The 26,737-nt window shown below is 75.8% G+C and carries 27 protein-coding genes and 1 pseudogene; 15 read left to right on the plus strand and 13 right to left on the minus strand.

Annotated elements, in window-relative coordinates:
* The first annotated feature begins 8 nt into the window (after window positions 1-8).
* The 8 genes from ACI784_RS18565 to ACI784_RS18600 are packed head-to-tail and all read left to right on the plus strand — an operon-like array spanning window position 9 to window position 8,227.
* Window positions 9-2,345, plus strand: coding sequence for a CDP-alcohol phosphatidyltransferase family protein (locus ACI784_RS18565; protein ID WP_457014464.1), 2,337 nt, complete (start codon window positions 9-11; stop codon window positions 2,343-2,345).
* Window positions 2,342-3,349, plus strand: coding sequence for a zinc-dependent alcohol dehydrogenase (locus ACI784_RS18570; protein WP_457014465.1), 1,008 nt, complete (start codon window positions 2,342-2,344; stop codon window positions 3,347-3,349). Before ACI784_RS18565 ends, ACI784_RS18570 begins: the two co-directional genes overlap by 4 nt.
* Complete coding sequence (locus ACI784_RS18575) at window positions 3,327-3,725, plus strand: 6-pyruvoyl trahydropterin synthase family protein (RefSeq protein WP_457014466.1); 399 nt, start codon at window positions 3,327-3,329, stop codon at window positions 3,723-3,725. The genes ACI784_RS18570 and ACI784_RS18575 overlap by 23 nt, the downstream gene beginning before the upstream one ends.
* A complete protein-coding gene (locus tag ACI784_RS18580) occupies window positions 3,722-4,831 on the plus strand; it encodes a glycosyltransferase family 4 protein (RefSeq protein ID WP_457014467.1) in 1,110 nt (369 codons plus the stop codon). The genes ACI784_RS18575 and ACI784_RS18580 overlap by 4 nt, the downstream gene beginning before the upstream one ends.
* Before the next feature lie 20 nt (window positions 4,832-4,851).
* On the plus strand, window positions 4,852-5,853 hold the full coding sequence (locus tag ACI784_RS18585; protein WP_457014468.1) for a lysylphosphatidylglycerol synthase transmembrane domain-containing protein: 1,002 nt from the start codon (window positions 4,852-4,854) through the stop codon (window positions 5,851-5,853).
* Window positions 5,846-6,562, plus strand: coding sequence for a RibD family protein (locus ACI784_RS18590; RefSeq protein ID WP_456924725.1), 717 nt, complete (start codon window positions 5,846-5,848; stop codon window positions 6,560-6,562). Before ACI784_RS18585 ends, ACI784_RS18590 begins: the two co-directional genes overlap by 8 nt.
* Window positions 6,562-7,218: a GTP cyclohydrolase II gene (locus tag ACI784_RS18595; RefSeq protein WP_457014469.1), complete on the plus strand. Its 657-nt coding sequence runs from the start codon at window positions 6,562-6,564 to the stop codon at window positions 7,216-7,218. The genes ACI784_RS18590 and ACI784_RS18595 overlap by 1 nt, the downstream gene beginning before the upstream one ends.
* Window positions 7,219-7,252: 34 nt before the next feature.
* Window positions 7,253-8,227, plus strand: coding sequence for a zinc-binding dehydrogenase (locus ACI784_RS18600; RefSeq protein WP_457014470.1), 975 nt, complete (start codon window positions 7,253-7,255; stop codon window positions 8,225-8,227).
* Between the two features lie 40 nt (window positions 8,228-8,267).
* On the opposite strand, the gene ACI784_RS18605 is transcribed toward ACI784_RS18600, so the two are convergent.
* From ACI784_RS18605 to ACI784_RS18615, 3 genes are all read right to left on the minus strand, one after another.
* The gene (locus ACI784_RS18605; protein ID WP_457014471.1) at window positions 8,268-9,095 is read right to left on the minus strand and encodes a DUF5602 domain-containing protein; all 828 of its coding nucleotides are present in this window, start codon (window positions 9,093-9,095) and stop codon (window positions 8,268-8,270) included.
* Window positions 9,096-9,549: 454 nt separating this feature from the next.
* On the minus strand, window positions 9,550-9,873 hold the full coding sequence (locus ACI784_RS18610; RefSeq protein ID WP_457014472.1) for an STAS domain-containing protein: 324 nt from the start codon (window positions 9,871-9,873) through the stop codon (window positions 9,550-9,552).
* Window positions 9,874-10,073: 200 nt separating this feature from the next.
* The gene (locus tag ACI784_RS18615; protein ID WP_457014473.1) at window positions 10,074-10,718 is read right to left on the minus strand and encodes a response regulator; all 645 of its coding nucleotides are present in this window, start codon (window positions 10,716-10,718) and stop codon (window positions 10,074-10,076) included.
* A gap of 501 nt (window positions 10,719-11,219) precedes the next feature.
* Between ACI784_RS18615 and ACI784_RS18620 the strand changes: the two genes are divergently transcribed.
* A complete protein-coding gene (locus ACI784_RS18620; RefSeq protein ID WP_456924734.1) occupies window positions 11,220-12,608 on the plus strand; it encodes an MFS transporter in 1,389 nt (462 codons plus the stop codon).
* 76 nt (window positions 12,609-12,684) lie between these two features.
* On the opposite strand, the gene ACI784_RS18625 is transcribed toward ACI784_RS18620, so the two are convergent.
* The 3 genes from ACI784_RS18625 to ACI784_RS18635 form a co-directional block, all read right to left on the minus strand.
* Window positions 12,685-13,206, minus strand: a complete 522-nt coding sequence (locus tag ACI784_RS18625; protein ID WP_457014474.1) for an OsmC family protein — start codon at window positions 13,204-13,206, stop codon at window positions 12,685-12,687.
* Between the two features lie 328 nt (window positions 13,207-13,534).
* Window positions 13,535-13,771 (minus strand): hypothetical protein, encoded by a 237-nt coding sequence (locus ACI784_RS18630; RefSeq protein ID WP_457014475.1) that lies wholly within the window; start codon window positions 13,769-13,771, stop codon window positions 13,535-13,537.
* A 226-nt stretch (window positions 13,772-13,997) separates the two neighbouring features.
* Window positions 13,998-14,744 carry an SDR family oxidoreductase gene (locus tag ACI784_RS18635; protein ID WP_457014476.1) on the minus strand — a complete coding sequence of 249 codons (747 nt, stop codon included), beginning with the start codon at window positions 14,742-14,744 and terminating at the stop codon, window positions 13,998-14,000.
* Window positions 14,745-14,796: 52 nt separating this feature from the next.
* On the opposite strand from ACI784_RS18635, the gene ACI784_RS18640 reads away from it, so the two are divergent.
* Together ACI784_RS18640 and ACI784_RS18645 are read left to right on the plus strand one after the other, a co-directional pair.
* The gene (locus ACI784_RS18640) at window positions 14,797-15,150 is read left to right on the plus strand and encodes a VOC family protein (RefSeq protein WP_457014477.1); all 354 of its coding nucleotides are present in this window, start codon (window positions 14,797-14,799) and stop codon (window positions 15,148-15,150) included.
* A gap of 67 nt (window positions 15,151-15,217) precedes the next feature.
* Window positions 15,218-15,730: a hypothetical protein gene (locus ACI784_RS18645; RefSeq protein ID WP_457014478.1), complete on the plus strand. Its 513-nt coding sequence runs from the start codon at window positions 15,218-15,220 to the stop codon at window positions 15,728-15,730.
* 11 nt (window positions 15,731-15,741) lie between these two features.
* On the opposite strand, the gene ACI784_RS18650 is transcribed toward ACI784_RS18645, so the two are convergent.
* From ACI784_RS18650 to recD2, 4 genes are all read right to left on the minus strand, one after another.
* The gene (locus ACI784_RS18650; RefSeq protein WP_456924743.1) at window positions 15,742-16,014 is read right to left on the minus strand and encodes a hypothetical protein; all 273 of its coding nucleotides are present in this window, start codon (window positions 16,012-16,014) and stop codon (window positions 15,742-15,744) included.
* A 25-nt stretch (window positions 16,015-16,039) separates the two neighbouring features.
* A complete protein-coding gene (locus ACI784_RS18655; RefSeq protein ID WP_456924745.1) occupies window positions 16,040-17,113 on the minus strand; it encodes a PD-(D/E)XK nuclease family protein in 1,074 nt (357 codons plus the stop codon).
* Window positions 17,110-18,570 (minus strand): hypothetical protein, encoded by a 1,461-nt coding sequence (locus ACI784_RS18660; protein ID WP_457014479.1) that lies wholly within the window; start codon window positions 18,568-18,570, stop codon window positions 17,110-17,112. Before ACI784_RS18660 ends, ACI784_RS18655 begins: the two co-directional genes overlap by 4 nt.
* A 368-nt stretch (window positions 18,571-18,938) precedes the next feature.
* Window positions 18,939-21,188 (minus strand): SF1B family DNA helicase RecD2, encoded by a 2,250-nt coding sequence (gene recD2, locus ACI784_RS18665; protein WP_457014480.1) that lies wholly within the window; start codon window positions 21,186-21,188, stop codon window positions 18,939-18,941.
* A gap of 180 nt (window positions 21,189-21,368) precedes the next feature.
* On the opposite strand from recD2, the gene ACI784_RS18670 reads away from it, so the two are divergent.
* Window positions 21,369-21,869 carry a single-stranded DNA-binding protein gene (locus ACI784_RS18670; protein WP_456924751.1) on the plus strand — a complete coding sequence of 167 codons (501 nt, stop codon included), beginning with the start codon at window positions 21,369-21,371 and terminating at the stop codon, window positions 21,867-21,869.
* Between the two features lie 75 nt (window positions 21,870-21,944).
* Here the strand turns inward: ACI784_RS18670 and ACI784_RS18675 are convergent, their stop codons facing one another.
* Window positions 21,945-22,961 carry a site-specific integrase gene (locus ACI784_RS18675; RefSeq protein WP_457014481.1) on the minus strand — a complete coding sequence of 339 codons (1,017 nt, stop codon included), beginning with the start codon at window positions 22,959-22,961 and terminating at the stop codon, window positions 21,945-21,947.
* 122 nt (window positions 22,962-23,083) lie between these two features.
* On the opposite strand from ACI784_RS18675, the gene ACI784_RS18680 reads away from it, so the two are divergent.
* Window positions 23,084-24,310 carry a hypothetical protein gene (locus ACI784_RS18680; RefSeq protein WP_457014482.1) on the plus strand — a complete coding sequence of 409 codons (1,227 nt, stop codon included), beginning with the start codon at window positions 23,084-23,086 and terminating at the stop codon, window positions 24,308-24,310.
* Here ACI784_RS18680 and ACI784_RS18685 read toward each other — a convergent pair.
* Entirely contained in the window at window positions 24,296-25,405 is a 1,110-nt protein-coding gene (locus tag ACI784_RS18685) for a lysophospholipid acyltransferase family protein (protein ID WP_456925754.1), read from the minus strand. The genes ACI784_RS18680 and ACI784_RS18685 overlap by 15 nt on opposite strands.
* Window position 25,406: 1 nt before the next feature.
* On the minus strand, window positions 25,407-26,264 hold the full coding sequence (locus ACI784_RS18690; protein WP_457014483.1) for a patatin-like phospholipase family protein: 858 nt from the start codon (window positions 26,262-26,264) through the stop codon (window positions 25,407-25,409).
* 69 nt (window positions 26,265-26,333) lie between these two features.
* On the opposite strand from ACI784_RS18690, the gene ACI784_RS18695 reads away from it, so the two are divergent.
* Window positions 26,334-26,546: an allophanate hydrolase-related protein gene (locus tag ACI784_RS18695; protein WP_457014484.1), complete on the plus strand. Its 213-nt coding sequence runs from the start codon at window positions 26,334-26,336 to the stop codon at window positions 26,544-26,546.
* Window positions 26,547-26,569: 23 nt separating this feature from the next.
* Window positions 26,570-26,734 (plus strand): annotated as a pseudogene (locus ACI784_RS18700) (allophanate hydrolase-related protein); the annotation flags it as partial.
* Between the last annotated feature and the right edge of the window lie 3 nt (window positions 26,735-26,737).

Consider the following 26,737-nt stretch of genomic DNA (forward strand, 5'->3'; position numbering starts at 1 on the left):
GAGGTGCCGTGCGCTCGGTTCGGGTGGAGACGGCGTCCGGCACGCTCGCCACGCCCGCGCTGCTCGGCGTCCTCTCCCTGACCACGGGCCTCGGTCCGGCCGGATGGGGCGTCGGCCTGGCGTCCGGCTGGACGGCGACCGCGCTGCTGGCGGCCGGCCGCACCCGCAGGGAGCAGCCGATCCTCCCGCCGGACCGGGTCACCCTGACCCGGGCGCTGCTCAGCGCGGGGGTCGCGGGGCTGGTCGCCGACTCCGTCGGCCGTCCGCTGCCGGTCCCCGCGCTGGTCGTCCTCTCCTGCGTCGCGCTCGTGCTCGACAGCGTGGACGGGCGGGTGGCGCGCCGCACCGGGACCGTGACGCCGTTCGGGGCCCGCTTCGACGGTGAGGTCGACGCCTTCCTCATCCTGGCGCTGAGCGTCGCGGCGTCCCGGGAGCTCGGCGGCTGGGTGCTGGCCATCGGCGCCGCCCGGTACGTGCTGCTGGTCGCGGGGTGGCTGGTCCCGTGGCTGGCCGCACCGCTGCCCCCCCGGTTCTGGGGCAAGGTGGTCGCCGCCGTCCAGGGCATCGTGCTCACCGCCGCGGTCTCCGGGGTGCTGCCGCGGCCGGTCGCCGCGCTCGCCGTGGGCGTCGCGCTGGTGCTGCTGGCCGAGTCCTTCGGCCGCAGCGTCGTCTGGCTGTACCGGACCGGCGCGGGCCCGCGCTCCCGCCGGGCGCTGCGGTCGGCCACCACGCTGGTCGCGGGCGCGGTCGTCTGGGCCGTCCTCGTCGCGCCGCCCCGCCTCGACCAGCTCACCCCCGCCGCCTTCGCCCGCATCCCCCTGGAGGGCCTGGCGCTGGTCGCGGTCGCACTGGTGCTCCCGGCCCGGGCCCGACGGGTCGTGGCGGCCGCGGCGGGGGTCGCGCTCGGCCTGCTCACGCTCGTCAAGCTCCTCGACGCCGGCTTCACCGCGCAGCTCAACCGGCCGTTCAACCCCGTCCTCGACGGGGGCACCTTCGCGCCGGCGATCGGGGTGCTGCGCGACTCGATCGGGACGGCGGCCACCGTCGTCGCCGTCGTCCTCGCCGGTCTCGCCGTCGTGCTGCTGGTCGCCGTCGTCGTCGCCTCGACCGTCCGGCTCAGCAGCGGCACCGCCCGCCACCGGCGCCGCTCCGCCTCCGGGGTCGCCGTCCTGGGCCTGGTGTGGGTGGTGTCCGCCGCGCTGTCGCTGCAACTGGCGCCGGCCGGTCCCGTCGCCTCGGCCGGCACCGCCGCGCTGGCCGTGGCGCACGGCCGCGACGTCGGCGCCGCCGTCCGGGACCAGCAACGCTTCGAGGCGGCCACCCGGGCCGCCGACCCGTCCGCCGGCCTCCCCGGGGCGGACCTGCTGGCCGGCCTGCGCGGCAAGGACGTCGTCGTGGCCTTCGTCGAGAGCTACGGACGGGTCGCCGTCCAGGGCTCCCCGATGGCGCCGGGCGTCACCGCCGTCCTGCGCGACGGCACCAGCCGGCTGGCCCGGGCCGGGATCGAGGCGCGCAGCGCCTTCCTGGACTCCCCGACCTTCGGCGGGCAGAGCTGGCTGGCCCACGCGACCCTGCAGTCGGGGCTGTGGATCGACAGCCAGGCGCGCTACGAACAACTGCTCGCCAGCGACCGGCGGACGCTGGCCAGCGCCTTCGGCCGGGCGGGGTGGCGCACCGTCAGCGTCAACCCCGCCAACGACCAGCCGTGGCCGGAGGGCACGGCCTTCTACCACTACGACCAGGTCTACGGCCGGTACGACCTCGGCTACCAGGGCCCGGGGTTCAGCTGGGTCACGATGCCCGACCAGTACACCCTGGCCGCCTTCCAGCGGCTCGAGCTCGCCCCGGGGGGTCCCCCCGTGATGGCCGAGATCGACCTCATCTCCTCGCACCAGCCGTGGACCCCGCTGCCGACCATGGTGCCCTGGGACCAGGTCGGCGACGGCTCCGTCTTCGACCCCATGCCCGCCCGGGGCCCGTCGCCGGACGAGGCCTGGCGCGACCCGGACACCGTCCGCCGGCTGTACGGGCAGTCCATCGAGTACTCCCTGCAGGCGGTCGTCGAGTGGGTCGCCGCCCAGCCGGACGACGACCTCGTCCTCGTCCTGCTCGGTGACCACCAGCCGCTCACCGTGGTCACCGGACCCGACGCCACGCACGAGGTCCCCGTCTCCGTCGTGGCCTCGGACCCCGCGGTGCTCGACCGCCTCGCCGGCTGGGAGTGGCAGGAGGGGCTGCTGCCGGGCCCCGCCGCGCCGGTGTGGCCCATGGACGCCTTCCGCGACCGCTTCCTCGACGCGTTCACCGACGGCGTCGACCCGCAGGCGCTCGGGTCCCCGCGGTGACCGACGGAGCCCGCGCCTTCTGGCTGCGGGAACCCGGAGCCGGGGAGATCCGGCCGGTGCGGCTCCCCGAGCCGGGCCCGCTCGACGTCGTCGTGCGGGCGCTGCACTCGGGGATCAGCCGGGGGACCGAGACCCTCGTCTTCCGCGGCGAGGTGCCCGAGAGCCAGCGCGAGGTCATGCGTGCCCCCTTCCAGGCCGGCGACTTCCCGGGCCCGGTCGAGTACGGCTACCTCAATGTCGGGGTCGTGGAGCGCGGCCCCGCCGATCTCCTCGGCCGGACCGTCTTCTGCCTGTACCCGCACCAGACGGCCTACGTCGTGCCCGCGACCGCCGTCGTCCCCGTCCCGGACGGCGTCCCGGCCCGGCGCGCCGTGCTCGCCGGCACGGTCGAGACCGCGGTCAACGCGCTGTGGGACGCCCCGCCCCTGCTCGGTGACCGCGTCACCGTGGTCGGCGCCGGCATGGTCGGGTGCTGCGTCGCGCGGCTGCTGGCGCGGTTCCCGTGCGTCGACGTCGAACTGGTCGACGTCGACGCGAGCCGGGCCGAGGTGGCCGCCCGGCTCGGTGTGCCCCTCGTCGCGCCGGGGGACGCCGCGGGCGACCGCGACCTCGTGGTGCACGCCAGCGCGACCGCCGCGGGCCTGCAGCTGGCGCTCGGCCTGCTCCGGGCCGAGGGCACCGCGCTCGAGCTGAGCTGGTACGGCGACCGCGAGGTGACGGTGGCGCTCGGCGGCGCCTTCCACTCCCGCCGGCTGGACCTGCGGGCCAGCCAGGTCGGCACCGTGGCGCCGGCGCGCCGGAGCTCGCGGAGCCACCGGGACCGGCTGGCGCTCGCCCTCGACGTGCTGCGGGACCCGGCCTTCGACGCGCTGCTCACCGGGTCCTCGCCGTTCGACGACCTGCCCGACGTGATGGCGCGGCTGGCCGACGGCCGCCTGCCGGCCCTGTGCCACACGATCGCCTACGACCAGGAGGACGCCCGTGTTCAGCGTGACGGTCCGTGACCACATGATGATCGCGCACAGCTTCACGGGCGGGGTGTTCGGCCCGGCCCAGCAACTGCACGGCGCGACCTACGTCGTGGACGCCACGTTCCGCGGCGCCGAGCTGGACGCCGACGGGGTGGTCGTCGACATCGGCGCGGCCGCCGCCCTGCTGCACGAGGTGCTCGGGGCGCTGACCTACCGCAACCTCGACGACGACCCGGACCTCGCCGGCACGAACACCACGACCGAGGTCCTGGCGCGCGTGGTCGCCGACCGGATGGCGCTGCGGATCCGCGACGGCGCGCTGGGGCCCGGCGGGGTCAGGCTGGAGGGTCTCGCGGTCACCCTCCACGAGTCGCACGTCGCCTGGGCGAGCTACGACCGGCCCCTGTGAGCGCGGTCCACGTCGTCGTCCCGGCCGGCATCCACGACCCCGCGCGGATCAGTGGCGGCAACCGGTACGACCGCGAGGTCTGCGCCGCGCTGCGGAACGCCGGGTGGAGCGTCACCGAGATCGCCGCCGAGGGCTCGTGGCCACGACCCGACGCGCCGGCGCAGGCCGCCCTCGCGCGGTCGCTCGACGTCCTGCCGGACGACGCCCTCGTCCTCGTCGACGGGCTGGTCGCCTCCGCCGCCCGTGCGGTGCTCGTGCCCCGGGCGCGGCGGCTGCGGCTCGTGGTCCTGGTGCACATGCTCTTCGGCGGCGTGCACCTCGACGGTGGGGACCTCGACGGCGTGGCCGTCGCGGAGGACGACGAGTCGGCGGTGCTCGGCAGCGCGCGGGCCGTCGTCACGACCAGCGACTGGACCCGCCGACGGGTGCTCGAGCGGTACCGGCTGCCGGCGGGCCGGGTGCACGTCGCCCACCCGGGTACCGAGCCGGCGCCCGTGAGCCCCCGGACGACCGGCGGCGGGCGGCTGCTGTGCGTCGGCACCCTGTCGCGGCTCAAGGGCCAGGACCTGCTGCTGGAGGCACTGGGGACCCTGACCGGCCTCCCCTGGCGCTGCAGCCTGGTGGGCCCGCTCGACCGGCACCCCGACTTCGTCTCGGCGCTGGCGCGCGCAGCGACGGCCACCGGCATCGCCGACCGCGTCCGGATGCCGGGGACCCGCACCGGGGCGGCGCTGCGCCGCGAGTACGGGGACGCCGACCTGCTCGTCCTCCCCTCGCGGGCGGAGACGTTCGGCATGGTGGTCCCCGAGGCCCTGGCCGCCGGCGTGCCCGTGCTCGCGACCGCCGTGGGCGGCGTCCGGGAGGCCGTGGGCACCACCGCGGCGGGCCGGCCCGGCCTCCTCGTCCCCCCGGAGGACCCCGGTGCGCTCGCGGCCGCCCTCGCCCGCTGGCTCACCGACGCCGCGCTGCGCGACCGCCTCCGGGACGCCGCACTGCGCCGCAGGGAGTGCCTGCCGGCCTGGCGGTGCACCGGCGAGCGCGTCCGCGGCGTCCTGTCCGCGGTCGGGGGTGAACCGGATGCGCCACGGATCCGTGCAGTCCAGTGACAGGGACGGAGACCGATGGCGTGAGACGACGCGCGTGGGCCGGGGCACGCCTCCTGGGGGGTGTCCTGATCCTCGCCGTCCTGGTCCGGTGGCTGGGCGCGGAACCCTTCGTCGACGGCCTGCGCGGCCTCGGCCCCGGCACGCTGCTCACCGCGCTCGCCATCGGCGCCGCGACCACGGTCTGCTCCGCCTGGCGCTGGCGGGTCGTGGCCGCGGCGCTCGGCGTCGGCCTGCCGCTGCCGGCCGCGACCGCCGCCTACTACCGGTCGCAGTTCCTCAACAGCGCGCTGCCCGGCGGTGTGCTCGGCGACGTCCACCGGGGGCTGCGGCACGGCCTCGACGCCGGCGATCTCGGCCGCGGGCTGCGCGCCGTCGTCTGGGAGCGCGTCGCGGGCCAGGCGGTCCAGGCGGCGGTGGCGGTCGCGGTGCTGCTGACCCTCCCCTCACCGGTGCCCGCGGCGGTGCCCGCGGTCGCCACCGCGGTCGCGGTGGCCGGAGGCGTCCTCCTGCTCACGGGCCGCGGCGTGGCGCGGCACGGTGCGTCCCGGCCTGCCGGGGCCCTCCGCACGGCCGGGGCCGAGGCCCGCGGCGTCCTGCTGCAGCCGGCCACCGCGCGACCGGTCCTGCTCGCGTCCCTCCTCGTGGTCGGCGGGCACCTGGGCACGTTCCTGCTCGCCGCCCGCGCCGCCGGGGTGGACGGCCCCGCGCTGGAGTTGCTGCCGCTGGCGCTGGTCGTGCTGCTGGCCGCCGCGATCCCGCTCAACGTCGGCGGGTGGGGGCCCCGTGAGGGGGTGGCCGCGTGGGTCTTCGCGGCCACCCCGTGGGGGGCGGCCGCGGGTGCATCGGTCGCCACCGCCTTCGGCGTGCTGACCCTGGTGGCGGTGCTCCCCGGCGCCGTCGTGCTGCTCGCGGCCCGGCGGCAGCCGGGGCCGCGGGGTCCCCGGCTCCCGGCCCCCCGACGGGCCGCGGAGGCCGGCTGCCTGCAGAGCGCGACCCGAGAGGACGGTGCGGCACATGGCTGATCGGCCCTACACCCTGCTCAGCTGCGGCATGTCGATCGACGGCTACCTGGACAGCACGGACGCCGCCCGGCTGCAGCTGTCCAACGCCGCCGACTTCGACCGGGTCGACGCCGAGCGGGCCCGCTGCGACGCGATCCTCGTCGGTGCCGCCACCGTGCGGAACGACAACCCGCGCCTGCTGGTCCGTTCCCCGGCCCGGCGCGCCGAGCGGCTGTCGCGCGGGTTCCCCGCCTCACCGGTCAAGGTCACGCTCACCCGGCGGGGCGACCTGGCCGCGACGGCGGCCTTCTTCACCACCGGCGACTCCGACAAGATCGTCTTCTGCCCCAACCGGGTCGTCGACGACGTCCGGGCCCGGCTGGGTGCGGTCGCGACCGTCGTCGACACCGGCCCGGCGCGGGACGTCGACGTGGGCGAGGTCCTGGAGCACCTGTCGGCCCGGGGGGTCGACCGGGTGATGGTGGAGGGCGGCGGGAACGTCCTCACCCAGTTCCTCAGTGCCGACCTCGTGGACGAACTGCACCTCGTGGTGGCGCCGCTGTTCGTGGGCGACTCCCGCGCACCCCGGCTCGTCGGCGACGGCCGGTTCCCCTGGAACGCCCACCGCCGGGCGACCCTGGCCGGCGTCCGGCAGATCGGTGACGTCGTGCTGCTCCGGTACGCGCTGTCCGAGAGGTTCTGCGCCGACGACGCCGCCGGAGAGGGCTGATGGCACCCCGCCCGGCCGACGCGGCGATCCGCACCCAGGTGCGGATCCCCTTGCGCTTCCCCGACGGCTACACCACCACGGCCCTCGTCACCAGCTTCCGCGGCCTCGTCGACGGCCGGGAGCACCTGGCGTTCGCGCTCGGCACCCCGGCGGCCCTCCCGCTGGTCCGCCCGCACAGCGAGTGCCTGACCGGGGACGTCTTCGGCAGCCAGCGCTGCGACTGCGGCCCGCAGCTGCGGGAAGCGGCCGAGCGGATCACCGTCGCCGGCGGCTACCTGCTCTACCTCCGGCAGGAGGGGCGCGGCATCGGTCTCTACGACAAGCTCGACGCCTACGCGCTGCAGGACACCGGCCTGGACACCTACGAGGCCAACGTCGCCCTCGGCCACGCCCCCGACGAGCGCGACTACACGGTCGCGGCCCAGATGCTGCGGGCACTCGGCGTGTCCTCGCTCGCCCTCCTCAGCAACAACCCGGACAAGGCCGCCCAGCTCGAGCGCCTCGGCGTGACCGTGGCGGCCCGGGTCCCCACCGGCGTGCACGCGTCGGAGGCGAACGCCGGGTACCTCTCCGCGAAGGCCCGCAACGGTCACCACGGCCTGGGCGCGATCCACCCGTCCGGCGTGGCCGCGCCGTCCCGGGCCGAGGCCCGCTGACGCGGCGGGCGACGACGGCAGGACGGAGAACCCCATGTGGGCACAGACGCTCAGCGGTCCCTTCCGTTTCGAGCAGGTCGAGGTCGCCGCCCCGGATCCCGCCGCCCTGGCGCCCGGGCACGTGCTGCTGGCCACCCGCGCCGGCGGCATCTGCGGCAGCGACCTGCCCAACTTCCGCGGCGCCGTGTGGCCGCACCCGGCGGCCGAGGACGGCTGGGGCGCCACGCGGGCGCCGGGTTTCCCGCTGCACGAGATCGTCGGTGAGGTCGTCGCCAGCCGGCACCCCGACCACTCCCCTGGCGACCTCGTCGTCGGCTGGGCGTCGATGTTCGACGGCATCGCCGAGCTCGTGGTCACCGACGGCGACGGGCTGACCCGCTACGACACCGGCCTGCCGCCCACCACGGCGGTCATGCTGCAGCCCCTGGCGTGCGTGCTCTACGCCGTGGAGCGGCTCGGCGACGTGTCCGGGCAGGCGGTGGCGGTGATCGGTCAGGGCCCGATCGGCCTGCTGTTCAGCCACGTCCTCAAGGCCCGCGGCGCGGCCCGGGTGACCGGCGTGGACCCGGTCGACCGCACCGACGTCGCGGCCGCCTTCGGCGTCGACGAGGTCGTCACCGCCCGGGCCGAGCGCTGGTCGGGCTCGCTGGCCGACGCCGACCGGCCGTCGGTGGTCGTGGAGGCGGTCGGCCACCAGATCTCGACGCTGCAGCCGGCGCTGGACGCCGTGGCACCCGGCGGTCAGGTCTTCTACTTCGGCGTCCCGGACGACCCCGTCTACCCGGTCGACATGATGACCCTGCTGCGCAAGAACCTGACCCTGCGCTCGGGCGTCACCTGGGAGCGGCAGCGGGTGCTGGCCGAGGCCGGCGCCCACCTGGCGGCCCACCCCGGCCTGCGGAGCTGCTACGTCAGCGACGTCCACCCCGTCGCCGACGTGCAGGCGGCCTTCAGCGCCGCGGCTGTGCCGCGGCCCGGCCAGCTGAAGGTCGCCGTCGACATGACCTGACCGCCGTCGTCTGGACGGCGGCGCCGGCCGCTCCCGGTGTCTACGACGAGGTGCGCATCGTCAGGTCGGTGAGCGCGACGACGTACTCCTCCGTCTGCTGGTCGACGTGGACGGCGTACGTGGTCGGGTAGTAGCCGCTCTCCTGATACGCGGCCGGCTGCTTGAGGGGCTTCTCGAGGCTGGGGCCGGTCAGGAGCCAGTCCCGGGTGATCATGGGCTCGATGAAGGTGTAACGGCCGTCCCAGACCCCGTTGATGATGATCTCGGTGAAGTCGTACTCGCCTGGGACGAGGGTGGTGTCGCTCGAGTCGATGAGGTGCACGCCCATGTTGGGCACCGCCTGCGCAGCAGCGGGCGCACCCGGGGGAACGGTGTAGTCCTGTGGCACGTACCGCGTCTCCGGCAGCCGTTCGGCCTTGGCCGCGTACTGCGGGTCGTTCGGCGTGATCGCTTCCATCGCGGCCATGTCGAGCATGGCGAAGTGGAAGTCGAAGTGCGGTCGGCCGAACAGTTCGGCGGGCTCGTGTCCCTGGGGATTCCAGTTCAGCATGAGGTGGTCGAACGCGGTAGCCTCCGCCTCGTCAGGCATGTCGATCATCAGGGTGGTGCCCGAGGTCGGCAGGCCGTCGAGAGCCGTCGGGCTCAACCGGGCGCCCACTTCCGTCGGTTGCCCCTCGTCGTCCAGCGTGACGTAGGTCGTGACGGTGCCGTTCCCCAGATCCTGGGAAGAGCTGGAGAACGTGCCGCTCTCGGCCGGCGCCGCGTCGCTCGACTCGGTGACGTCGTCCCCGCAGCCGGGGAGGAGGGCCACACCCGAACAGGCAGCCGCGAGGAGTACGGCGCCGCGGCGGGCGCTACCAGTGGTCATCGTCCTCACCTTCCGGGATGCCGCCTCGACACGTGGATCACCGCCAGGCTCTCGGCGGGAGGTCGAGACGGACGCGTCGGCTCGGCAGAGGCCGGAAGTCTGCGAGCACCGCCGCGACGACCGCGCAGTCCCGGACGGCCGATGGCGTCCTGGCTGCCGGGCGGCCGTGTTCGGTCGGCTGACATCGGAGTTCCGGCCATGCCGCCCCCTCCGGGAACGGCCTGGCGTCGGTGTGGGCCGAGGCGATGCGAGGTCTGGCACCGCGCCGCTCGAGTGGGCGGGCCACCGTCGGCTCGACCGGGACGTTCCGCGTGAGGCCGACACCGTCCTGCGCCCGGGCCGACAGGTCAAGAACCGCTCGGACCGCAGCGGACCGGGCCCGCCGGCCCCCTGTGCGTCGTCCGTCCGCGCTCACCGCCGATGACGCTGGGTACCCCCTGGATGGCCGCCCGCGTCACCCGCCGGGTTGCGGCGCCCGGTCCGGCGGCGAGGCACGTGGCGTCAGCTCGAACAACGGGGTGAGGCCGGAGAGCTCGAGCACCCGCCCGAACCGGTGCGTCGCACGTCGGATCTGCGCCGGGCGGCCGTCGGCCCGGGCGGTCTCCGCCCAGCGCACCAGGAAGGACAGCCCCGTGGAGTCGATGTAGCCCAGCTCGCCGACGTCGACGGCGAGGATCCGCAGCCGGTCCAGGGCGTTCTGGTGGGTGAACTGCTGCAGCACCGCGGCGTCCATGTCGCCGGTCACGTGCAGCACCTGGCCGCCGGTCTCGTCCTGCACCGTGATCCGTCCGGTCAGCTCGTCAGGCCGACCCCGATCCTGACCGCCCGCCCCGTGACCGGACGAGCGGCCGAGGGGCGGCGCGGACCGGCGCCCGGCGCCCGGCGCCGATCCAGGGTCTGCGGCCGAGGAGCGCTGGATCGGGAGGCGGCGCAGCGGGGTGCGGCCGCCCGGGGCGTCGGCCGCCTGCTGGTGCTCGCTCACGCGGCTGCGGACAGCAGCCCGAGCTCCTGGGCCTTGACGACCGCCTCGAGCTGGGAGCGGACACCGAGCTTGCTGTGCAGGGCCTTCACGTAGCCCCGGCAGGTCTCCACGGTGATGCCGAGGACCCGGGCGATCGACTTGACCTGCATGCCCCGGCCCAGGCAGTCGAGCACCTCCTGCTCCCGGCGGGTCAACTGCGGGGGAGGCTCCTCCAGTTGCGCCGGGCCGCTGCCGGCGGTCGGCGCGGCGGAGAACGTGGACGGGGCCACCAGCATCTGGCCGGCCCGCACCCGGCCGAGGACGTCGAGCATCTCCGCCAGCGAGCCGTCCTTCGGAATGAAGGCCGACGCCCCCGCCTGGGTCGCGCGCACCACCCACTCCGGGTCCCGGTGCGCGGTGACCACCGCGATGACCGCGCGGGGGGCGACCTGGCGCAGCCGCCGGGCCGCGGACAGCCCGTCCTCGCGCGGCATCTGGATGTCCATGACCACCACGTCGGGCTGCGTCTGCTCGGCCGACGAGACGGCCTGCGCGGCGGATGACGCCGTCCCCACCACGTCCATCCCGCCCGCCTGCAGTGCGAGGGCCAGCATCTCGGCGAAGGCGCGGTGGTCGTCGACCACCAACACCCGGAGAGGCACGGGAGCGAGCGGCGGGTGGTGTCGGTCGAGGGACCGGTCCTGGGCGGGCGGGTCGAGCTGGGCGAGTGACAACGGATCCCCCGTGCGGTCAGGCGCCCACTGTTTGAGCGCGCAACCATCAGACGTGGGCGCTGACGTGGCGGGAAAGGCTCTCCGCCCAACTGCTGACCAAAGTCCCTGCCGCCTCCCAGCGGGTCGCGACGCTGCGTGTCGGATGGGAACACTCCGTATCGGATCCGCAGCGTCCGAATCCGTCACCGGTCGCTCGACGTGCAGACAGCCTCCAGCGCCCCGGCGGGGACACGTGGAGATCGCCCGCGACACGACATGACGCGGTCGTCGGGACGGGCGGCGCGGGCCGCACACCCCGGCGAGCCGCGCCATGGACACGGTCCCATTGTCGCTGGCTGTGACCCACTCCACAGTCCTCCCGGACCGCCGTGCAGGGCGGTCTCCTCACGGACGCGCGTCGGGCGCGGTCCCCTGCGGGCAGGAGCCGGAGTGAGTGTGACGACCGGGGCGGCACGACCGTCCATCAAGATCGACGGAAAGCGGCGGTGGGTGTTCTACGCCGTCCTCTACACGAACTTCGTCGTGTGGCTGGACACCGCCAAGTTCAGCGTCCTGACGCCCTTCTGGGCGGCCGACCTCGGGGCCGATGCCACCCAGATCGCGAGCATCTCGGCGTCGTACCTGCTCGGCTACTTCCCGATGCTGTTCCTCGCCGGGGTGCTCGCCGACCGGATCGGGCCGCGGCTGATGCTGCTGATCTGCCTCACCGGCGTCACCGTGCTCGGCGGCAGCATGGCCTTCGTCACGACCGTCGACGAGATGTACTGGCGCAACATGCTGTTCGGCGTCTTCTTCGGCTTCCTGTGGGCGCCGTGCCAGCGGATGCTCGCCGTCTGGTTCGCGCCGATCGAGACGGCGAAGGTGACGGCGGCGTGGGTCGCCTCGCTGATGATCGTCTCGGTCGTCGCCCCCCTGATCGCCCTGCCCATCGCCTCGACCTGGGGGTGGGAGGAGGCGTTCCTCATCATCTCGGCGCTGGGCATCCCGGCGATCATCGCCATCGCGGTGTTCACCCGGAACCGGCCCGACCAGCTGCCCGGCATCAGCGCCGAGGAGCTCGCGCACATCAACGTCGGCCGCGACGAGGCCGCCCGCGCCAACGTCCCCCTGCGCGAGATCGCCAAGGTGTTCAAGTCGCGCAGCGTGCTGTTCATGGTCGTCGCTGGCGCCCTGGCCACCACGCCCACCTGGCTCATCGGGACGTGGAGCACCTACGGCCTGATCACCCTGCAGGGCATCGACCCCGACGTGGTGACCTACGTGGCCCCGCTGGCCGCCGTGCCGGTCATCCTCTACGCCTTCGGGCACGGCCGGGCCGTCGCCGGCCCGTTCCGGGGCCGGCTCCGCCCGCCGATGGTCCTCGGTGCCGCGCTGGGCGCGGTGGGGTTCCTGTCCGCCGGTCTGCTCGACCTGCCGTGGCTGGCCTGGCTGTTCGCCATCGGGATGCTCGGCTTCATGGTCGACCCGCTGTTCTGGGGCAGCCTGAACACCTACTGGCTGGGCGTGGCCAAGCCGGAGCTGACCGGCACCCTCAACGGTGTGGCGGCCGGCCTGCAGGTCGCGTTCGGGTACGTCCTGGTGAACGCGTCGGGGGGTTGGCTCGACACCTCCGAGGCCGGTCTCGGCCAGCTCGACACCCTCTGGATCGTCGGGGGCGTCGTCTTCCTCCTGTCGATCATCCCGGTGTTGCTGTCGAAGGACGTCCGCATCCACGCCGAGCCCGAGCCCGCACCGCCGCCACCGCTGCCCGGTGAGGCGACGTCCGCCCTCGATCTGCCCGTGGCACGCGAGCGGCCCCTCCCCGATCCCACCCCCTGATCCGCCGTCGTGCCGGCCGGCCCCTGGGCCGGCCGGCACGACCCGTCTTCGCCCCGGTGGTGCCCCGCCGGATCCGCTAGGCGCACTCGAGCTGGGTCACGACCCTGACCGGCCGCGAGATGATCGACCCCACGGGCGACGTCGCGACGACCGCGGAGTGCAACCGCCTGAGCTCCTCCTCGGCAGCACCGGGTGCCGTGAGCGTGATCAGGGCACGGACCTCCGTGTAGCCCGGGGAGACCTCCTCCGGCGGGAGCAGGCCGAAGAAGACACGAAGGTCGAGGTCGCCCGAGAGCTGGATGTCGACGCGTTCGAGATCGATGCCGAGCAAGCCGGCCTGTGCGACGAACCCGGTGGTCAGGCAGCAGCCGTACGCCCCGAGGACGACCTCGACCATGTTCGGCGCCGTGTCCGTGCCGCCCAGGTGCGTCGGCTCGTCCATGGCGATCGTGTGCGAGCGGATGACCGCCTCGCTCCGGAAGCCGTGCCGCCAGTGCGTCGTCGCGGTCCAGACGGTCTGGCCGACGGCGGCATCGTCACCGACGCGCTCGATGAACTCACTGAGCGCTTCCCTGTCGAACCCGAGATCCACGTTCATCGGTGTCCCCCTCATCTGTCCGCACCGGTCGGCTGCACGGAAAGCGCTCGGCCCACGGCTCCGGACGCGCGACCACGGCCGATCGTCCGGGCGGGTGCGGTCACCGGCCGCCAGGACGAGGGATCGGGATCGGGGACGCTGCTCCGCGCCGCACGGACGGTCCTCAGTGGCGGTCGCCGTCGGCCCGTGGCTGGTGCCCCGTCTCCCAGTCTGGGGATCGTCGATCCGCTCGCACGGTCGTCCGTCGCCCGCCACGCCGAGGGAGCGCGCTCCTGACGCGGCGTCGCGGGCCGACTGCCGAGCGCCCTGGCCGCGAGCGCCCGAGCGGTCACCAGGGTTGCTCGGCGAGCACCGCGTCGCCGCCTCCGACCACGACGAAGGCGCGCTGCCCGCGGTGGGCGAGCCACGCGTCCTGCCAGTTCTGACCCTCGGTGTCCCCGTGGTAGCCGCCGGGCGGTCCGTCGTGTGCGGACTCCACCGGCGCGGCCGCGGGCAGGAAGGCGAGGTCGAGGAACGTGCCGTCGCCCTCGGCGCTCCACAGCCGCACGCCGACCACGTCGGTCACCGCGCGGCCGTACTCCCGGATCTCCTCGAGCCGACGCCGGTGCCCCAGTCGCTGCCCGCGAGGAACCAGTCGGCGCTCCCCCATCCCGCGGCGGCCAGCGCCTATTCGAAGGGGAGCAGCCCGTCGGCCCCGCCCGGCCCCGCACCCGGTCACGAGCAGCACCACCGCCGTCCGCAGCGCCGGCCGCGCCCACCGTCGGGTCCGGGTGCCCCGCCTCCGTGCCGGCTCAGCCCCGGCCGAGGTACGGCATGCCGGTCGCCATGACCGTCGTGAACGGCACGGTGACGTCCAGCGGCAGCCGGGCGATGTGCACCACCGTGGCGGCGACGTGCGCGGGGTCGAAGGTCGGCTCCGGCCGGACCGAGCCGTCGGCCTGCCGGGCGCCGGTGGCGATGCCCGCGGTCATGTCGGTGGCCGCGTTGCCCACGTCGACCTGCCCCACCGCGATGCCGTGCGCACGGCCGTCGAGCGCCATGGCCCGGGTCAGCCCGGTGACCGCGTGCTTCGTGGCGGTGTAGGCGACGCTGCCCGGCCGCGGCACGTGCGCCGAGATCGAGCCGTTGTTGACGATCCGCCCGCCGGAGGGGTCCTGGGCCTTCATCAGCCGGACGGCGGCGCGGCTGCAGAGGAACATCCCGGTGAGGTTCACCTCCACGGTGGCCCGCCAGTCGGCGACCGCGATCTCGTCGACCTCCCCGGACGGGCCGAACGTGCCGGCGTTGTTGATGAGCAGGTCCACCCGGCCCCAGGCATCGCGCACCGCGGCGAAGGCCGCGTCGACCTGCGCCTCGTCGGTGACGTCGGTGGGCAGCACGAGCGTGCGCCCACCGTCGGCCCCCGTCGCCTCCAGCGCGGCTCGGGTGCGGCCCAGCAGCGCGACGGCCCACCCGTCGTCGGCCAGGGCCCGCGCGATGGCGCGGCCCAGCCCCGAGCCGGCACCGGTGACGACGGCGGCGCGGGTCTCCTCGGCCATGGCCGGAGCCTGCCACGGGGCGCACTCCCCGCGGGCGTGCCAGCCTGGGCGGATGCCGGTCCCGTGGGTGCACGCCTTCGTCGACGTCCCCGCAGGCTCCGTCGACGCCGCCCGGGCGTTCTGGTCGGCGGTGACGGGGTGGCCGCCCGGCGAGCCGTGGTCCGGGCACCCGGAGTTCGTCTCGCTCGACCCGCCGTCCGGGGCGCGTCACCTGCACGTCCAGCGGATCGGCGGGCCCCCGCGGGTGCACCTGGACCTGTCCGGCTCGCTCGCCGAGGACGTCCCCCGGCTGGCGGCGCTGGGCGCCGAGCCCGGCCCGCTGGGTGACGGGTGGCGGGCGATGACCTCCCCGGCCGGCCCGCCCTTCTGCGTGACCGCCAACCACCCCGACGGCGGCGCGGGCTGACCGCGGTCGCCTCGCCCACGGCGGGGCGGCCCGGGCTCGTCGTACCGGGGCTCTAGCGTTCCGTGGTGTGACCGATGGGTTCGACGCCGAGGACCCGCCCGGGATCGACGCCGAGCCGACCGGCGCCGACCTGTGGGAGCGCACCCAGCGGACCGGAGAGCAGGTCGCCGCGGCGTACGAGCAGCTGGTCGGCGCGAGGTCGCGGCAGGCGCGGGCCGCCGTCGCGCCGGAGTTCCTGCGGGGGGTGCGCCGGCTGCTGACGCTGCGGCTCGTCGCGGTCGCCGGGGACCGGCGGCGCGCCTTTCCGCAGCAGGTGCCCCCGGCCGGGCGGGGCGGCGCCGCGGCGCTGTGGGCGGAGGTGTTCTGGGCGGCGCGGGCCCGGACGCCGGACGACGACTGCGGCGTGCTGGAGGCGACCGACGTGTCGATCCGAGGGCTGCTGACCCTCCAGCCGTCGGACCTGACCGACCCGGACACGGTGCGGGCGGTGTGGGAGTGGCTGGAACTGGTCGAGGAGACCTTCGGCGGGCTTGAGATGGAGGCCCAGGCGACGGTGGAGCGGCTCCGCGAGACGTACTGACCGGGCCCCCCTCATGCCGGGACGCGCCCGGCGTCGGGCGCGCCCGTCCCGGGCCCGGCCACGATCCAGCCGGTGCGCCCGTGCAGGGGCGGGGTCTTGGTGCCGTCGGTGAACCACACGACGACCCCGCCGGAGGTCCGGCAGCGGGCGCGCACGACCCGGACCCGGCCGCCGCGCCCGGTCCGGACCGGCCGCACCAGCGGCAGGCCGAAGTCCGTACCGACGACGTCGCTGGTCAGCACCGACTCCCCGGCAGCCAGGGAGCTGGTCGAGACGGTGGTCATGGGGATGCCTCTCGCGAACGCGTGCTCAGTCGGTGCGCGTGCCGTTGCGCGTGACCCGGATGGTCTGCGGGCTGCGGACCCGCCGGGTGGGCACGACCTCACCGAGCTCGGCCAGCCGCTCCACCGCGGCGTCCTTGTCGACCTGCGTGCGCAGCCCGCCCCCGGACCACTCGCAGTGCAGGTCGTCCGCCGGCCCGGACCGGCCCCGCAGCCGTTCCCGCGCGTACTCCTTGTGCCGGCGGGCCTCGTTCTCGGCCGCCCGCCAGGCGTCGTAGTCGTGCACCGCCTCGACGTAGTCCCGGTCGGTGACGGTCAGCCGGGACTGCCGGGAGACGTCGCCCTCGGTCTCCGGCTCCACCGGCGGCCCCCAGCACAGGTCCAGGAACGGGCACCAGTCGCACATGGTGTCCACGCCGGGCCCGAACCCGTCGCGGGGGACGGCGTCGACGCCGTCGTCCTCCACGGTGGCGTAGACGTCGGTGAGCCACAGGAGCGCCTCGGCGGCCAGCGCCGGGTCGGAGTCGGCCTCGAAGACGACGTCCTCGCCGGTGTCGCGGGAGAGGTACCGCAGGCGCAGCCCCTCGACCTCCTGGCCCACGCCGGCCGGCAGCCGCCGGTCGGAGGTGCGGCCGGTGCGCAGCAGCCAGGCGTAGACGGCGACCTGGAACCAGTGCTTGGCCGGCACCCCGCGGGTGAGCACGCGCTCGAAGCCGAACCGGGACGTGGTCTTGAGGTCCTCGACGACCGGGGCGTGCCACCAGTCGCAGCGGCCCTTGACCTGCTCGCCGAGGAGCCGCACCTCGGTCAGCCCGCCGTACTGGCGGCGGAGGGTGCGCAGCACCCCCCGGTGCAGCTCGGTACCGAGGAAGGCCTGCAGCCCGGTGCGGGAGTTGGTGGGCCGGCGCCGGGCGACCCGGTAGGCCGCCCGGCGCCGGCACTCGCCGAGCTCGGAGGCGCCGATCATCCGCTGCCGGGAGCGGGCCCGGCGGCGGTCGAGGTCCCGGACCGCCGCGGCCAGGCTCGGAGCGGCCCGCCGCTCGGCCGCGGTCGGCCGGGCGGGCAGGACCTCCGACGTGCTCCTGGGCAGGACCGCCGTCACGCGACGATCTCCTGCTGCCCCGCCGGCACGCCGGCCCGCTGGCTGGCGATGGTCTCGCGGACCAGCGCGGTCAGCCGCTTGGTCGCCACCTGCTCGACCGGCCGGCCGAACCGCTCGGCGATCAGCTCGTCGGTCACCCCGAGGTCCTCCAGGCTGGCGAGCACGCCCTTGCGGGCGGCGGTGAGCCGGCGGTCCCGCGGGTCGTCCGGGGTCGGCGAGGCCTCCAGCAGGGGGTTCGCCGGCGCGGCCTGGGCCTGGGCCTGGGCCTGGGGAGCCGGGGCGGAGGCCGCGGCGGCGGCCCGGGCGGCCTCGACCACGGCGGCGGGCGTCATGGGCGCGGGCGGCGCGGCCGGGGTCCGGCGGCGCCCGGCGGGGTGGCGCTCCACCGTCGCCTCGAGGAACTCCTCGTGCCGGGCCTGGATCAGCTCGGCGACGGTGAACGAGCCGCTGGGGGTGGGGACGTCGACCTGCAGCAGGGCGCCGCGGTTGGCCTCGCCCCAGATCTCGCGCAGGTCGTCGTCGTCCTCGGCGTCCTGGATCCGGGCGGCCAGGTCGCCGACGTCCGGCTCGCTGCGCCGCTCCGCCCGGTTGCTGCGCGCCTCGTCCTCCCGCTCGTGCTGGAGCAGCCCGCCGCCGTGGAAGGGGACGAGGTCCCGGACGTGCGCGGTGCCCGGGTCGCACTTGAGCGCGTCGAAGACCAGCCACTCCAGCAGCCGGCCGTTCGCCGACGGGTCGAGGACCTCCTTGGCCGGGTCGTCGTTGGGCTTGATGCCCACGTGCACGCTGCGCGCGCCGACGATCAGCGGCCGCCGCCCGCGCCGCAGCCGCACCCACACGGTGGCCGCGTACGGGAACTCCCGGTGGGTCTGCACCGACCAGGTCTTCTGCCCCTCGATCGGCCGGCCGTTGGCGTCGACCTCGGTGACCTCCTTGCCGCGCGCGGTGACGACGACGATGCCGGGGAAGGTCAGCAGCTCCGTCTGCAGCTTGCGCCAGCGGGCGCCGGCGTCGTTCCACAGGTTCTGGCTGATGACGATCTCGGCGTTCGGGTCGCGCTTGAGCAGCTCGCGGTTGCGGGCCGAGGTGGCCGCGCGGGCGCTGGCCCAGTCCTTCAACCCGTCCCAGATCGCCGAGCCGGTGTCGATGCCCAGCACCACCGGCGGCTCGCCGGCGTCGGCCGCGCGGCGCGCCTCGGCCTTGACCGCCTGGACGGCGGCCAGCACCTGGGCGTAGGAGCCGTCGTGCTCGATCAGCTGGTAGCGCGCGCCGGGGATCGCGCCGTACTCGTCACCGGCACCCTCGTTGAGGTCGATCCAGTACAGGGCGCCGATCCGGTCGCTGGTGCTCAGCTGGGCCAGCGCCCAGCTCTTGCCCGCCTTCTCCTCGCCCTCGAGGAGGACGCACGGCCACGGGACGCGGCCGGTGGGCTTGCGGGTCTTGAGGCCTGAGAGGGCCATGGTGTGCTCCTTGGTGACATGGGGAAGCTGTCGACCGGGACGCTATGAGCGGGCACCGACACAACTCGGCGGTCTGCGCAAGCACCCCGAGCGGGACGAGGCGAACCCGCAGGTCATGCGCCCGGGGCGGCGTGTCGCCGTTCGCTGTCGGCGTAATCCGGGGCGTCGCGGCGTCGGCCTCCGCGCGCACGGTGTGTGCACACAACGTCGTCACCGGGCGGCGCCGGCCACGGTGTGTGCACAGATCGTCGTCACCGGGCGGCGCGGCGCCAGCCCCGTCGGCCCGCGCGCGCGGTGTGTGCACACAACGTCGTCACCGGGCGGCGCCGGCCTCGGTCTGTGCACACACCGTGGCCGGGGGCACCGGGTCAGCCCGAGGCGACGGCGAGCGGGAGCGGCGTGGCGCGCGGCCGGCCGCGCAGACGATGCGCGAGACCGGTGTGCCGGCGTCCGGACCCGGTGGCGCGCACGGCCTGGGCGAGCGCCCGCGGCGAGCCGACGAGCACGACCAGCTGCTTGGCGCGGGTGACGGCCGTGTAGAGCAGGTTGCGCTGCAGCATCATCCACGCGCTGGTGGTCAGGGGGACGACGACGCAGGGGTACTCGCTGCCCTGGGAGCGGTGCACGGTGACGGCGTAGGCGTGCACCAGCTCGTCGAGCTCACCGAAGTCGTAGGCGACGGTCTCGTCCTCGTCGGTGACGACGGTGAGGGTCTGCTCGACGGGATCGATGGCGGTGACGACGCCCTGGGTGCCGTTGAAGACGCCGTTCGCGCCCTTGTCGTAGTCGTTGCGGATCTGGCTGACCTTGTCCCCGACCCGGAACACCCGCCCGCCGAAGCGCTTCTCGGCGCGGTCGGGGCGGGCGGGGGTGAGCGCCTCCTGCAGCAGCTCGTTGAGCGCGGCGGCCCCGGCCGGCCCGCGGTGCACCGGGGTCAGCACCTGGACGTCGCGGCGCGGGTCGAGCCCGAAGCGGGCCGGGATGCGGCGGACGACGACGTCCACGGTCAGCCGCGCGGCCTCCTCGGCGTCCTCGGTGCCGAACAGGAAGAAGTCGTCGAGCCCGCGGACCCGGGGCGCGCTGCCGGCGTTGATCCGGTGGGCGTTGGTCACCACCCCGGACCGGCCGGCCTGACGGAAGACCTGCGTCAGGCGCACGTGCGGGACGGGGCTGCCCTCGGCGAGCAGGTCGCGCAGCACCTCTCCCGCGCCGACCGACGGCAACTGGTCGACGTCGCCCACCAGCAGCAGGTGCGCCCCGGGCGGGACCGCCCGCACCAGCTTGTTGGCCAGCAGCAGGTCCAGCATCGAGGACTCGTCGACCACCACCAGATCGGCCGGCAACGGCCGGTCCCGGTCGAACCCGGCCTCGCCACCGGGCCGCAGCTCGAGGAGCCGGTGCACGGTCACCGCCTCCACCCCGGACAACTCGGTCAGCCGCTTCGCGGCGCGACCCGTGGGGGCGGCCAGGACGACCCGCGCGCCCCTGGCCACCGCGAGCGTGACGATCGAGCGGACCGTGAAGCTCTTGCCGCAGCCGGGCCCACCGGTGAGGACGGCGACCTTCTCGGTCAACGCCAGCCGCACCGCCTCGCGCTGCCCCGGCGCCAGCTCCACGCCGGTGCGCTGCTGCAGCCGGGCCAGCGCGGCGTCCCAGTCCACCTCGGCGGCGTCCGGCATGCGGTCGGCGTCGGCGGTGGCGAGCCTCCTCAGGCCCGCGGCCAGCGAGACCTCCGCCCGGTGGAAGGGGACGAGGTAGTAGGCGACCGTGGGCGGCTCCCCCTCGGCACCGGGGAACTCCTCCCGGACGACGTTCTGGTCGGCGACCAGCAGGGCCAGGCAGTGACCCACCAGGCGGGCCGGGACCTGCAGCATCTCCACCGCCCGGGTCACGAGGTCGGCCTCGGGCAGGAAGCAGTGCCCCTGCCCGGTCGCCTCGGACAGCACGTACTGCAGCCCGGCCTCGACCCGCTCCGCGCTGTCGTGCGGGATGCCGACCGCGGTGGCGATGGCGTCGGCGGTGCGGAAGCCGATCCCCCACACGTCAGCGGCCAGGCGGTAGGGCTCGGTCCGGACGACGCCGATCGACGCGCCGCCGAACTGCCGGTAGATGCGGACGGCCAGCGAGGTGGAGACCCCCACGCCCTGCAGGAAGACCATGACCTCCTTGATGGCCCGCTGTTCCTCCCAGGCGGCGGTGATCAGCCGCGTGCGCTTCGGGCCCAGGCTGGGCACCTCGGCCAGCCGCCCCGGCTCCTCCTCGATCACCCGCAGGGCGTCGGCGCCGAAGTGGTCCACGATCCGCTCGGCCAGCCGCGGGCCGATCCCCTTGACCAGCCCCGAGCCCAGGTAGCGGCGGATGCCCTGCACCGTGGCCGGCAGCACGGTGGTGTAGTCCTCCACCTGGAACTGCCGGCCGTACTGCGGGTGGGCCCCCCACCGGCCGCGCAGCCGCAGCGTCTCCCCCGGCTGCGCGCCCAGCAGCGACCCGACGACGGTGACCAGGTCCCCGCCCCGCCCGGTGTCGACCCGGGCCACGGTGTAGCCGGTCTGGGCGTTGGCGAACGTGATCCGCTCCAGCGTCGCCTCCAGGACCGCCCCGGTCCCCCGCTCCCCCACCTGGCATCCCCTCGCCCACACACCGCTCCGACGGCCGATGGTTCCACCGCCCGGGGACAGGACCGGCGTCCTCGACCCCCGTCGGGGTCCCGGCCGGCGGCGAGCGGGAACTGTCAGTGGGGCTCCCTAGCCTCCAGGTGCTCACCTGAGCGACGCACCGACGACACGGAGGACCGGATCATGGCCGGCGACACTGTTCTCACCATCATCGGCAACCTGACCAGCGACCCCGAGCTGCGCTGGACGCCCTCGGGCGCGGCGGTCGCCAACTTCACCATCGCGTCCACCCCGCGCACCCTGGACCGCCAGACCCAGGAGTGGAAGGACGGCGAGGCGCTGTTCCTGCGCTGCAGCGTGTGGCGGGAGGCGGCGGAGAACGTCGCCGAGTCGCTGACCCGGGGCTCCCGGGTGATGGCCCAGGGCCGGCTCAAGCAGCGGTCGTTCGAGACCAAGGAGGGCGAGAAGCGCACGGTGGTCGAGCTGGAGGTCGACGAGATCGGCCCCTCGCTGCGCTACGCCACGGCGACCGTCGCCAAGGTCACGCGGTCCGGGCAGGGCGCCGGCCGGGGAGCCGACGGCGGGTTCGGTGCCGCCGACGGTCGCGCGGCGAACGGGCGGGACGGCTCCGCCGATCCCTGGGCGGCGCCGGTCGGCGCGCCCAGCGAGGAGCCGCCCTTCTGAGCCGCCGGACGCCGGCACCCGTCCCTCGCGGGCGGGTGCCGGCGTCCCGGGCGGCTCGGAGGCCGAGCGGGCGGCTCAGAGGCCGAGCCGGGCGGACGCCGGATCGGCCCAGCGGCTGCTGGCGTCGTATCCCCGCATGGTGGTCACCGACGCCCACCTGCCGGTGCGGGCCAGCTCCCGCTCGCTGACCCCGGCCCTGTACCCCTCGGTGGCGAACGACCGGCGCAGGCTGTGCGGGCTGAGCCCCTCCAGCGGGACGCCGGCGCGTCCGGCGGCGCGGCGGAGGATCAGCCGCACCGACGACCGGGCCATCCGCGTCCGGCCGATGGTCGGCGCGGCGCCCCGCCCGACGCTGCGGAACAGCGGCCCGGAGCCGCCGTCGAGCCCGGCCGCGTCCAGCCAGGCCTGCAGGGCGCGGACGGGGCAGGTCTGCGTCCGCAGGCCCGGCGCCAGCGCCAGCACCTCCCCGGAGCCCTCCTGGTCGGTCTTGGACCAGCGGATGGTGACGTCGAGGCCGCCGTGGCCGGCGGGGGCCAGGTCCGTCACGTCGAGCCCGCAGGCGTCCGAGGCCCGGAGCCCGAGGGCGAACGAGACGAGGATGAGGGCCCGGTCGCGCAGGCCCGCCGTCCCGTCCGGCAGTCCCTCGACGAGGGCACGGATCGTCCGGGTGTCCAGCGCCCGGGCCCGCTTCGGACGCCGGCCGTCGCGGGCCGCCGAGCGGCGGATCCCCCGCAGGACCGCGCGGGTGCCGGGGTGCTCGGACGGGCTCGGGTACCCGGCCTCCCGGTGCGCGTGCCCGATGCCGGACAGCCGCCGGGCGACGGTGCGGGGGCTCGCCCCCGCGTCGCCGAGCGCCGCGAGGTAGGCCGCCACCGCGGCGTCGGCCGCGGGCAGCGGGGTGAACCCGCGCTGCCGGGCCCAGGCCGACCACGCGCGGAAGTCCGCGTCGTAGGCCTTCCGCGTGGACTCCGCCTTGGCGGCGGTGAGGTAGCGCCCCACCGACTCGACGTCCCCCGGCAGCACCAGCCCCCCGTCGGCGGCGGTCGTCACCGAGAGCACGCCGTCGCGGCTGCCGGCGGAAGTCTCGGACACCGGCGGCTCGGACTCCATAACAGCTGATTATGGAGTGCTGCCGCGCCGGCGGTCACATCAGGTCCGGCGCACGTTCGTCCGTCCGTTCGTCCGTGGCGACGGACGGGCGCAGACTGGTGGTCGTGACGGCGACCACGGGCACCTGCACCTATCCCGGCTGCGACCTCCCCGTCGCGCCGCCGCCGGCCACCGGCGGCCGGTCGTCCTACTGCTCACGACCGGACCACAACCGCTCGACCGCGTTCGTCGCCCGCCGGGCGGAGGCGGCCGGATCCGCGCCGGCCGCTCCGCCACCGCGGGCGAGCACCGCGGAGACGCTGACCGGGATCGCCGACGGGCTCCGTCGCACCCTCGACGACATCGAGGAGCAGGTGGCCCGTGCCCGCGAGGTGCTGACCCGGGCCGCGGACGCCGAGGTGCTGGAGACCGAGCGGGCGGCGGTGCGCACCGATGCACGCCGGGAGGTGGCGGAGGCCGCGCAGCGCGCCTCCCACGCGGACCGGCTGCGGGCGGTCGCCGAGCGGGCGACCCGGGAGGCCCGCGAGGCCGCGGCCCGGGCCGAGGCCGACGCCGCCACCGCCCGGGACGCCGCGGCGGCGGCCCAGGACCGGGCCGCCGCCGCCCAGGAGTCGGCCGGGGCCGCGCAGGCGGAGGCGGAGCAGGCGCGCGCCGACGCCGACCGGGCCGCCGCGGCCCTGCGCGCGGCCGAGACCGGCCGCGACGAGGCCGAGACGGGCCGGCGGGAAGCCGAGACCGGCCGGCAGGAGGCCGAACGGCAGCGGGAGGCGGCCGTGCGCGACGCCGAGTCGGCCCGCACCGACGCCGCCCGCGCGGAGGCGGCGCGGGAGCGCGCGGCCACCGACGCCGCGGCGGCCGACGAGCGGGCGCGGTCCGCGGAGGCGGCGCGGGACCGGGCACTGGACGCCGAGCGGGCGGCCCGGTCGGAGACCGCGCGCGCACGGGCGGACGCGGCGCAGGCGGTCGGCCGGGCCGATCAGGCGGAGGCGGCTCTCCGGCTGGAGACGACCACCGCGGAGGCCCGCGTCCATGCGGTGGCCGCCCGGGCCGACGCCGCCACCGAGCAGGCCAGAGCGCAGGAGGCGCGGGCCGAGCGGGCCGAGCGCCGGGCCGAGGAGAGCCGGCGGGACCGCCTGCGGGCCGAGGAGGCGCGGGACCGGGCGGTGGCCGACGCGGCGGAGGCCCGGGCCCAGCTGGCGGCGGCGACCCGCGCACCCGGCGACGGGAGCGACGAGCAGGCCGCAGCCCCGCCCCGCGCCGGCAGCGGTGAGGAGGCAGGTCCGCCCCGCCGCGACGGGGGGACGGCGGACCCCGGGTCAGCGACGCCGTGAGCCGGCGCGCGGACGGCTCGGGCCCTCGATCACGCCGGCCGGGTCCGTCCGGTGCACGCGCCGCTCCGGCTGCGCCGCGGCCGAGGTGGCGGTGATCCAGGCGTCGATGGTCTCCCACCACCGGTAGAGCCAGTCGGTCAGCGCCGCCTCGTCGCGCGGCACCTCCGCGGCCGGGATGAACCACCAGCGCAGGTGCAGCGTCTTGTCCATCGGCAGGTTGCGCCACAGGTCGCGCACCGTGCTCAGGTGCTCCAGCCCGGTGTGCGCGACGAGGACGACGTCGGCGTGCGGCGCCGCGCGGAGGGCCGCGACGACGCCGCCCGGGCGCGGCGGCAGCAGGTTGCGCATCGACTCGGCCCGGCGGACCGCCGCGTGCAGCCCGCGGTCACGCAGCCGCTGGATGGCCCGGGTCCGGCGGGGCACGGTGAAGTTCGCGCCCTCCGGGAAGATCAGCAGCGCGTCCTCCTCGCCCAGGTCGCGGGCGAGGTCGGCGATCGCCTCCTCGGAGCTGTACCCCACCGCCGGGTCGGACGAGACGAAGTGGTTGGGCAGCCGGTTGAGGTAGACGTCGATCAGCGGGTCCAGCTGGAGCAGGTCCTTGAGCACGATCCGCGGCCGGCGCAGGTGGTCGCGGTTCATGAGGGTGTTCACCAGCAGGAACGAGTCCCCCGGACCGGCGTGCCGGGAGAGCACGACCATGGCGTTCGTCGAGCCGGGCACGCCGTCGTCCAGCGGCGACCAGGACTCGCCGTCGGTGACCAGCCGCAGCGCGAACAGCCGTTGCGCCATCCGCATCACGACGTCGAGGAGCAGGCGCAGCACGGTGTAGTGGGCCGCCCGGAAGACCGGGGTCCGCAACCGGCGACCGAGGCCGCTGAGCACCCACAGCACCGCGGCGGCCGCGAGGCCCGCCACCTCCATCGCCAGGTAGACCAACCCGAAGCACAGCAGCCGCACCGCCCGCCAGCGCCCCGGCAGGAACACCGAGGCGAGCACCGCCACCACCACGAGCACGGGCAGCAGGACGACCGCGGCCACGAGCGCGGCGACGAGCAGCGGGCCGGTGACCCGGCGGACGCGGCGTGGGGGCAGCACGTCAGGCTCCTCCGTCCCGGGACGCGCCGCTCCGTTCCAGGTGGGCGCGGACCGCGGCGGAGGCCCGCTGGATGCGGGCGGGCACGCCGGAGAGGTCGCGGTAGCGCACGGCGCCGGCCCCGGGCGGCGCCGGGTCCCCCGAGGGGAGGACGTGCACCGTGACACCCGGTGGCAGCGCGGCCAGGTCCGCGGCGAACCGGTGGCGCCGGGCGATCTCGAAGGCGACGAGCGCGACCTCCCACGGCCGGGTCGGCGGGCGCAGCGGACGCTCGATCCGCCCGACGTGCAGTACGTAGATCGTGTCGGCGCCGAGCGCGACGGCCCGGCCGACCGGGATGCTGTGCACCAGGCCGCCGTCCAGGTAGTGCTCGCCGTCGATCTCCACCGCCGGCAGCAGCCCGGGGACGGCGCACGAGGCGAGCACCGCGTCGACGAGGGCGCCCTCGGTGAACCAGTGCTCGGCGGCCCGCTCGATGCTGGCCGCGACGCACTGGAACGGGACGCGCAGCTCGCCGAAGGTCCGCACCGGCAGGGAGTCCAGGAGCAGGTCCCGCAGCGGCTCGCGCGGGTGCAGGTGGGTGCGGGTCCGCACCAGGGTGCCGACACGGGCCAGCACGGAACCGGCGAGGATCCGCCGCTCGGCCAGTTCCTCCCACACCCCGCGCAGCCGGTCGACCGCGCCCGGCGTCGGGTCGGCGGCGACCATCGCGCCGTTGATCGCGCCCACCGACGTCCCCACGACCAGGTCGGGCCGGACGCCGTGCTCGAACAGCGCCTGCAGCATCCCGACCTCGGCCGCGCCGAGCACTCCCCCACCACCGAGGACGAACGCCGTGCGGGCCGGCACCGGCGAGGCCATGGCGGCATCCTGTCACCCACGGAGGCGGGGGCCGGCTGGAACGCCTCGCCGGGGGTCAGCCTCGGGTACGTGTTCCTCGCCGTGGTCCTGGCCGGGTTCGGCTGGCCGGCGCGCCGGGAGGTCGACACCGCGGTGGACGACGAGCTGCTGTTCGTCAACGGCACCCTCATGCGGGGGCTGGACCTGCACGCCGACCTGACCGGCGCCGAGCTGCTGGAGGAGACGGCCACCGCGCCGAGGTACCGGCTGCACAGCAGCCGCGACGAGCACCCCGGCATGTAAAAGGCCCCGAGCACGAGGACGGCGCGTCGATCGCCGGCGAGCTGTACCACGTACCCACGGAGGTGCTGCGGAAGGTGATCGAGACCAAACCGGCCGGCCTGTACCGCGGTCCGGTGCAGCTGGTCGACGGCCGGGTGGTGCCCGGGCCACGGTGGCGCCCTCGGCCCACTGACCCGGCGGGCCGGTGAGCG

The organism is Geodermatophilus sp. SYSU D01186, from assembly GCF_054050215.1.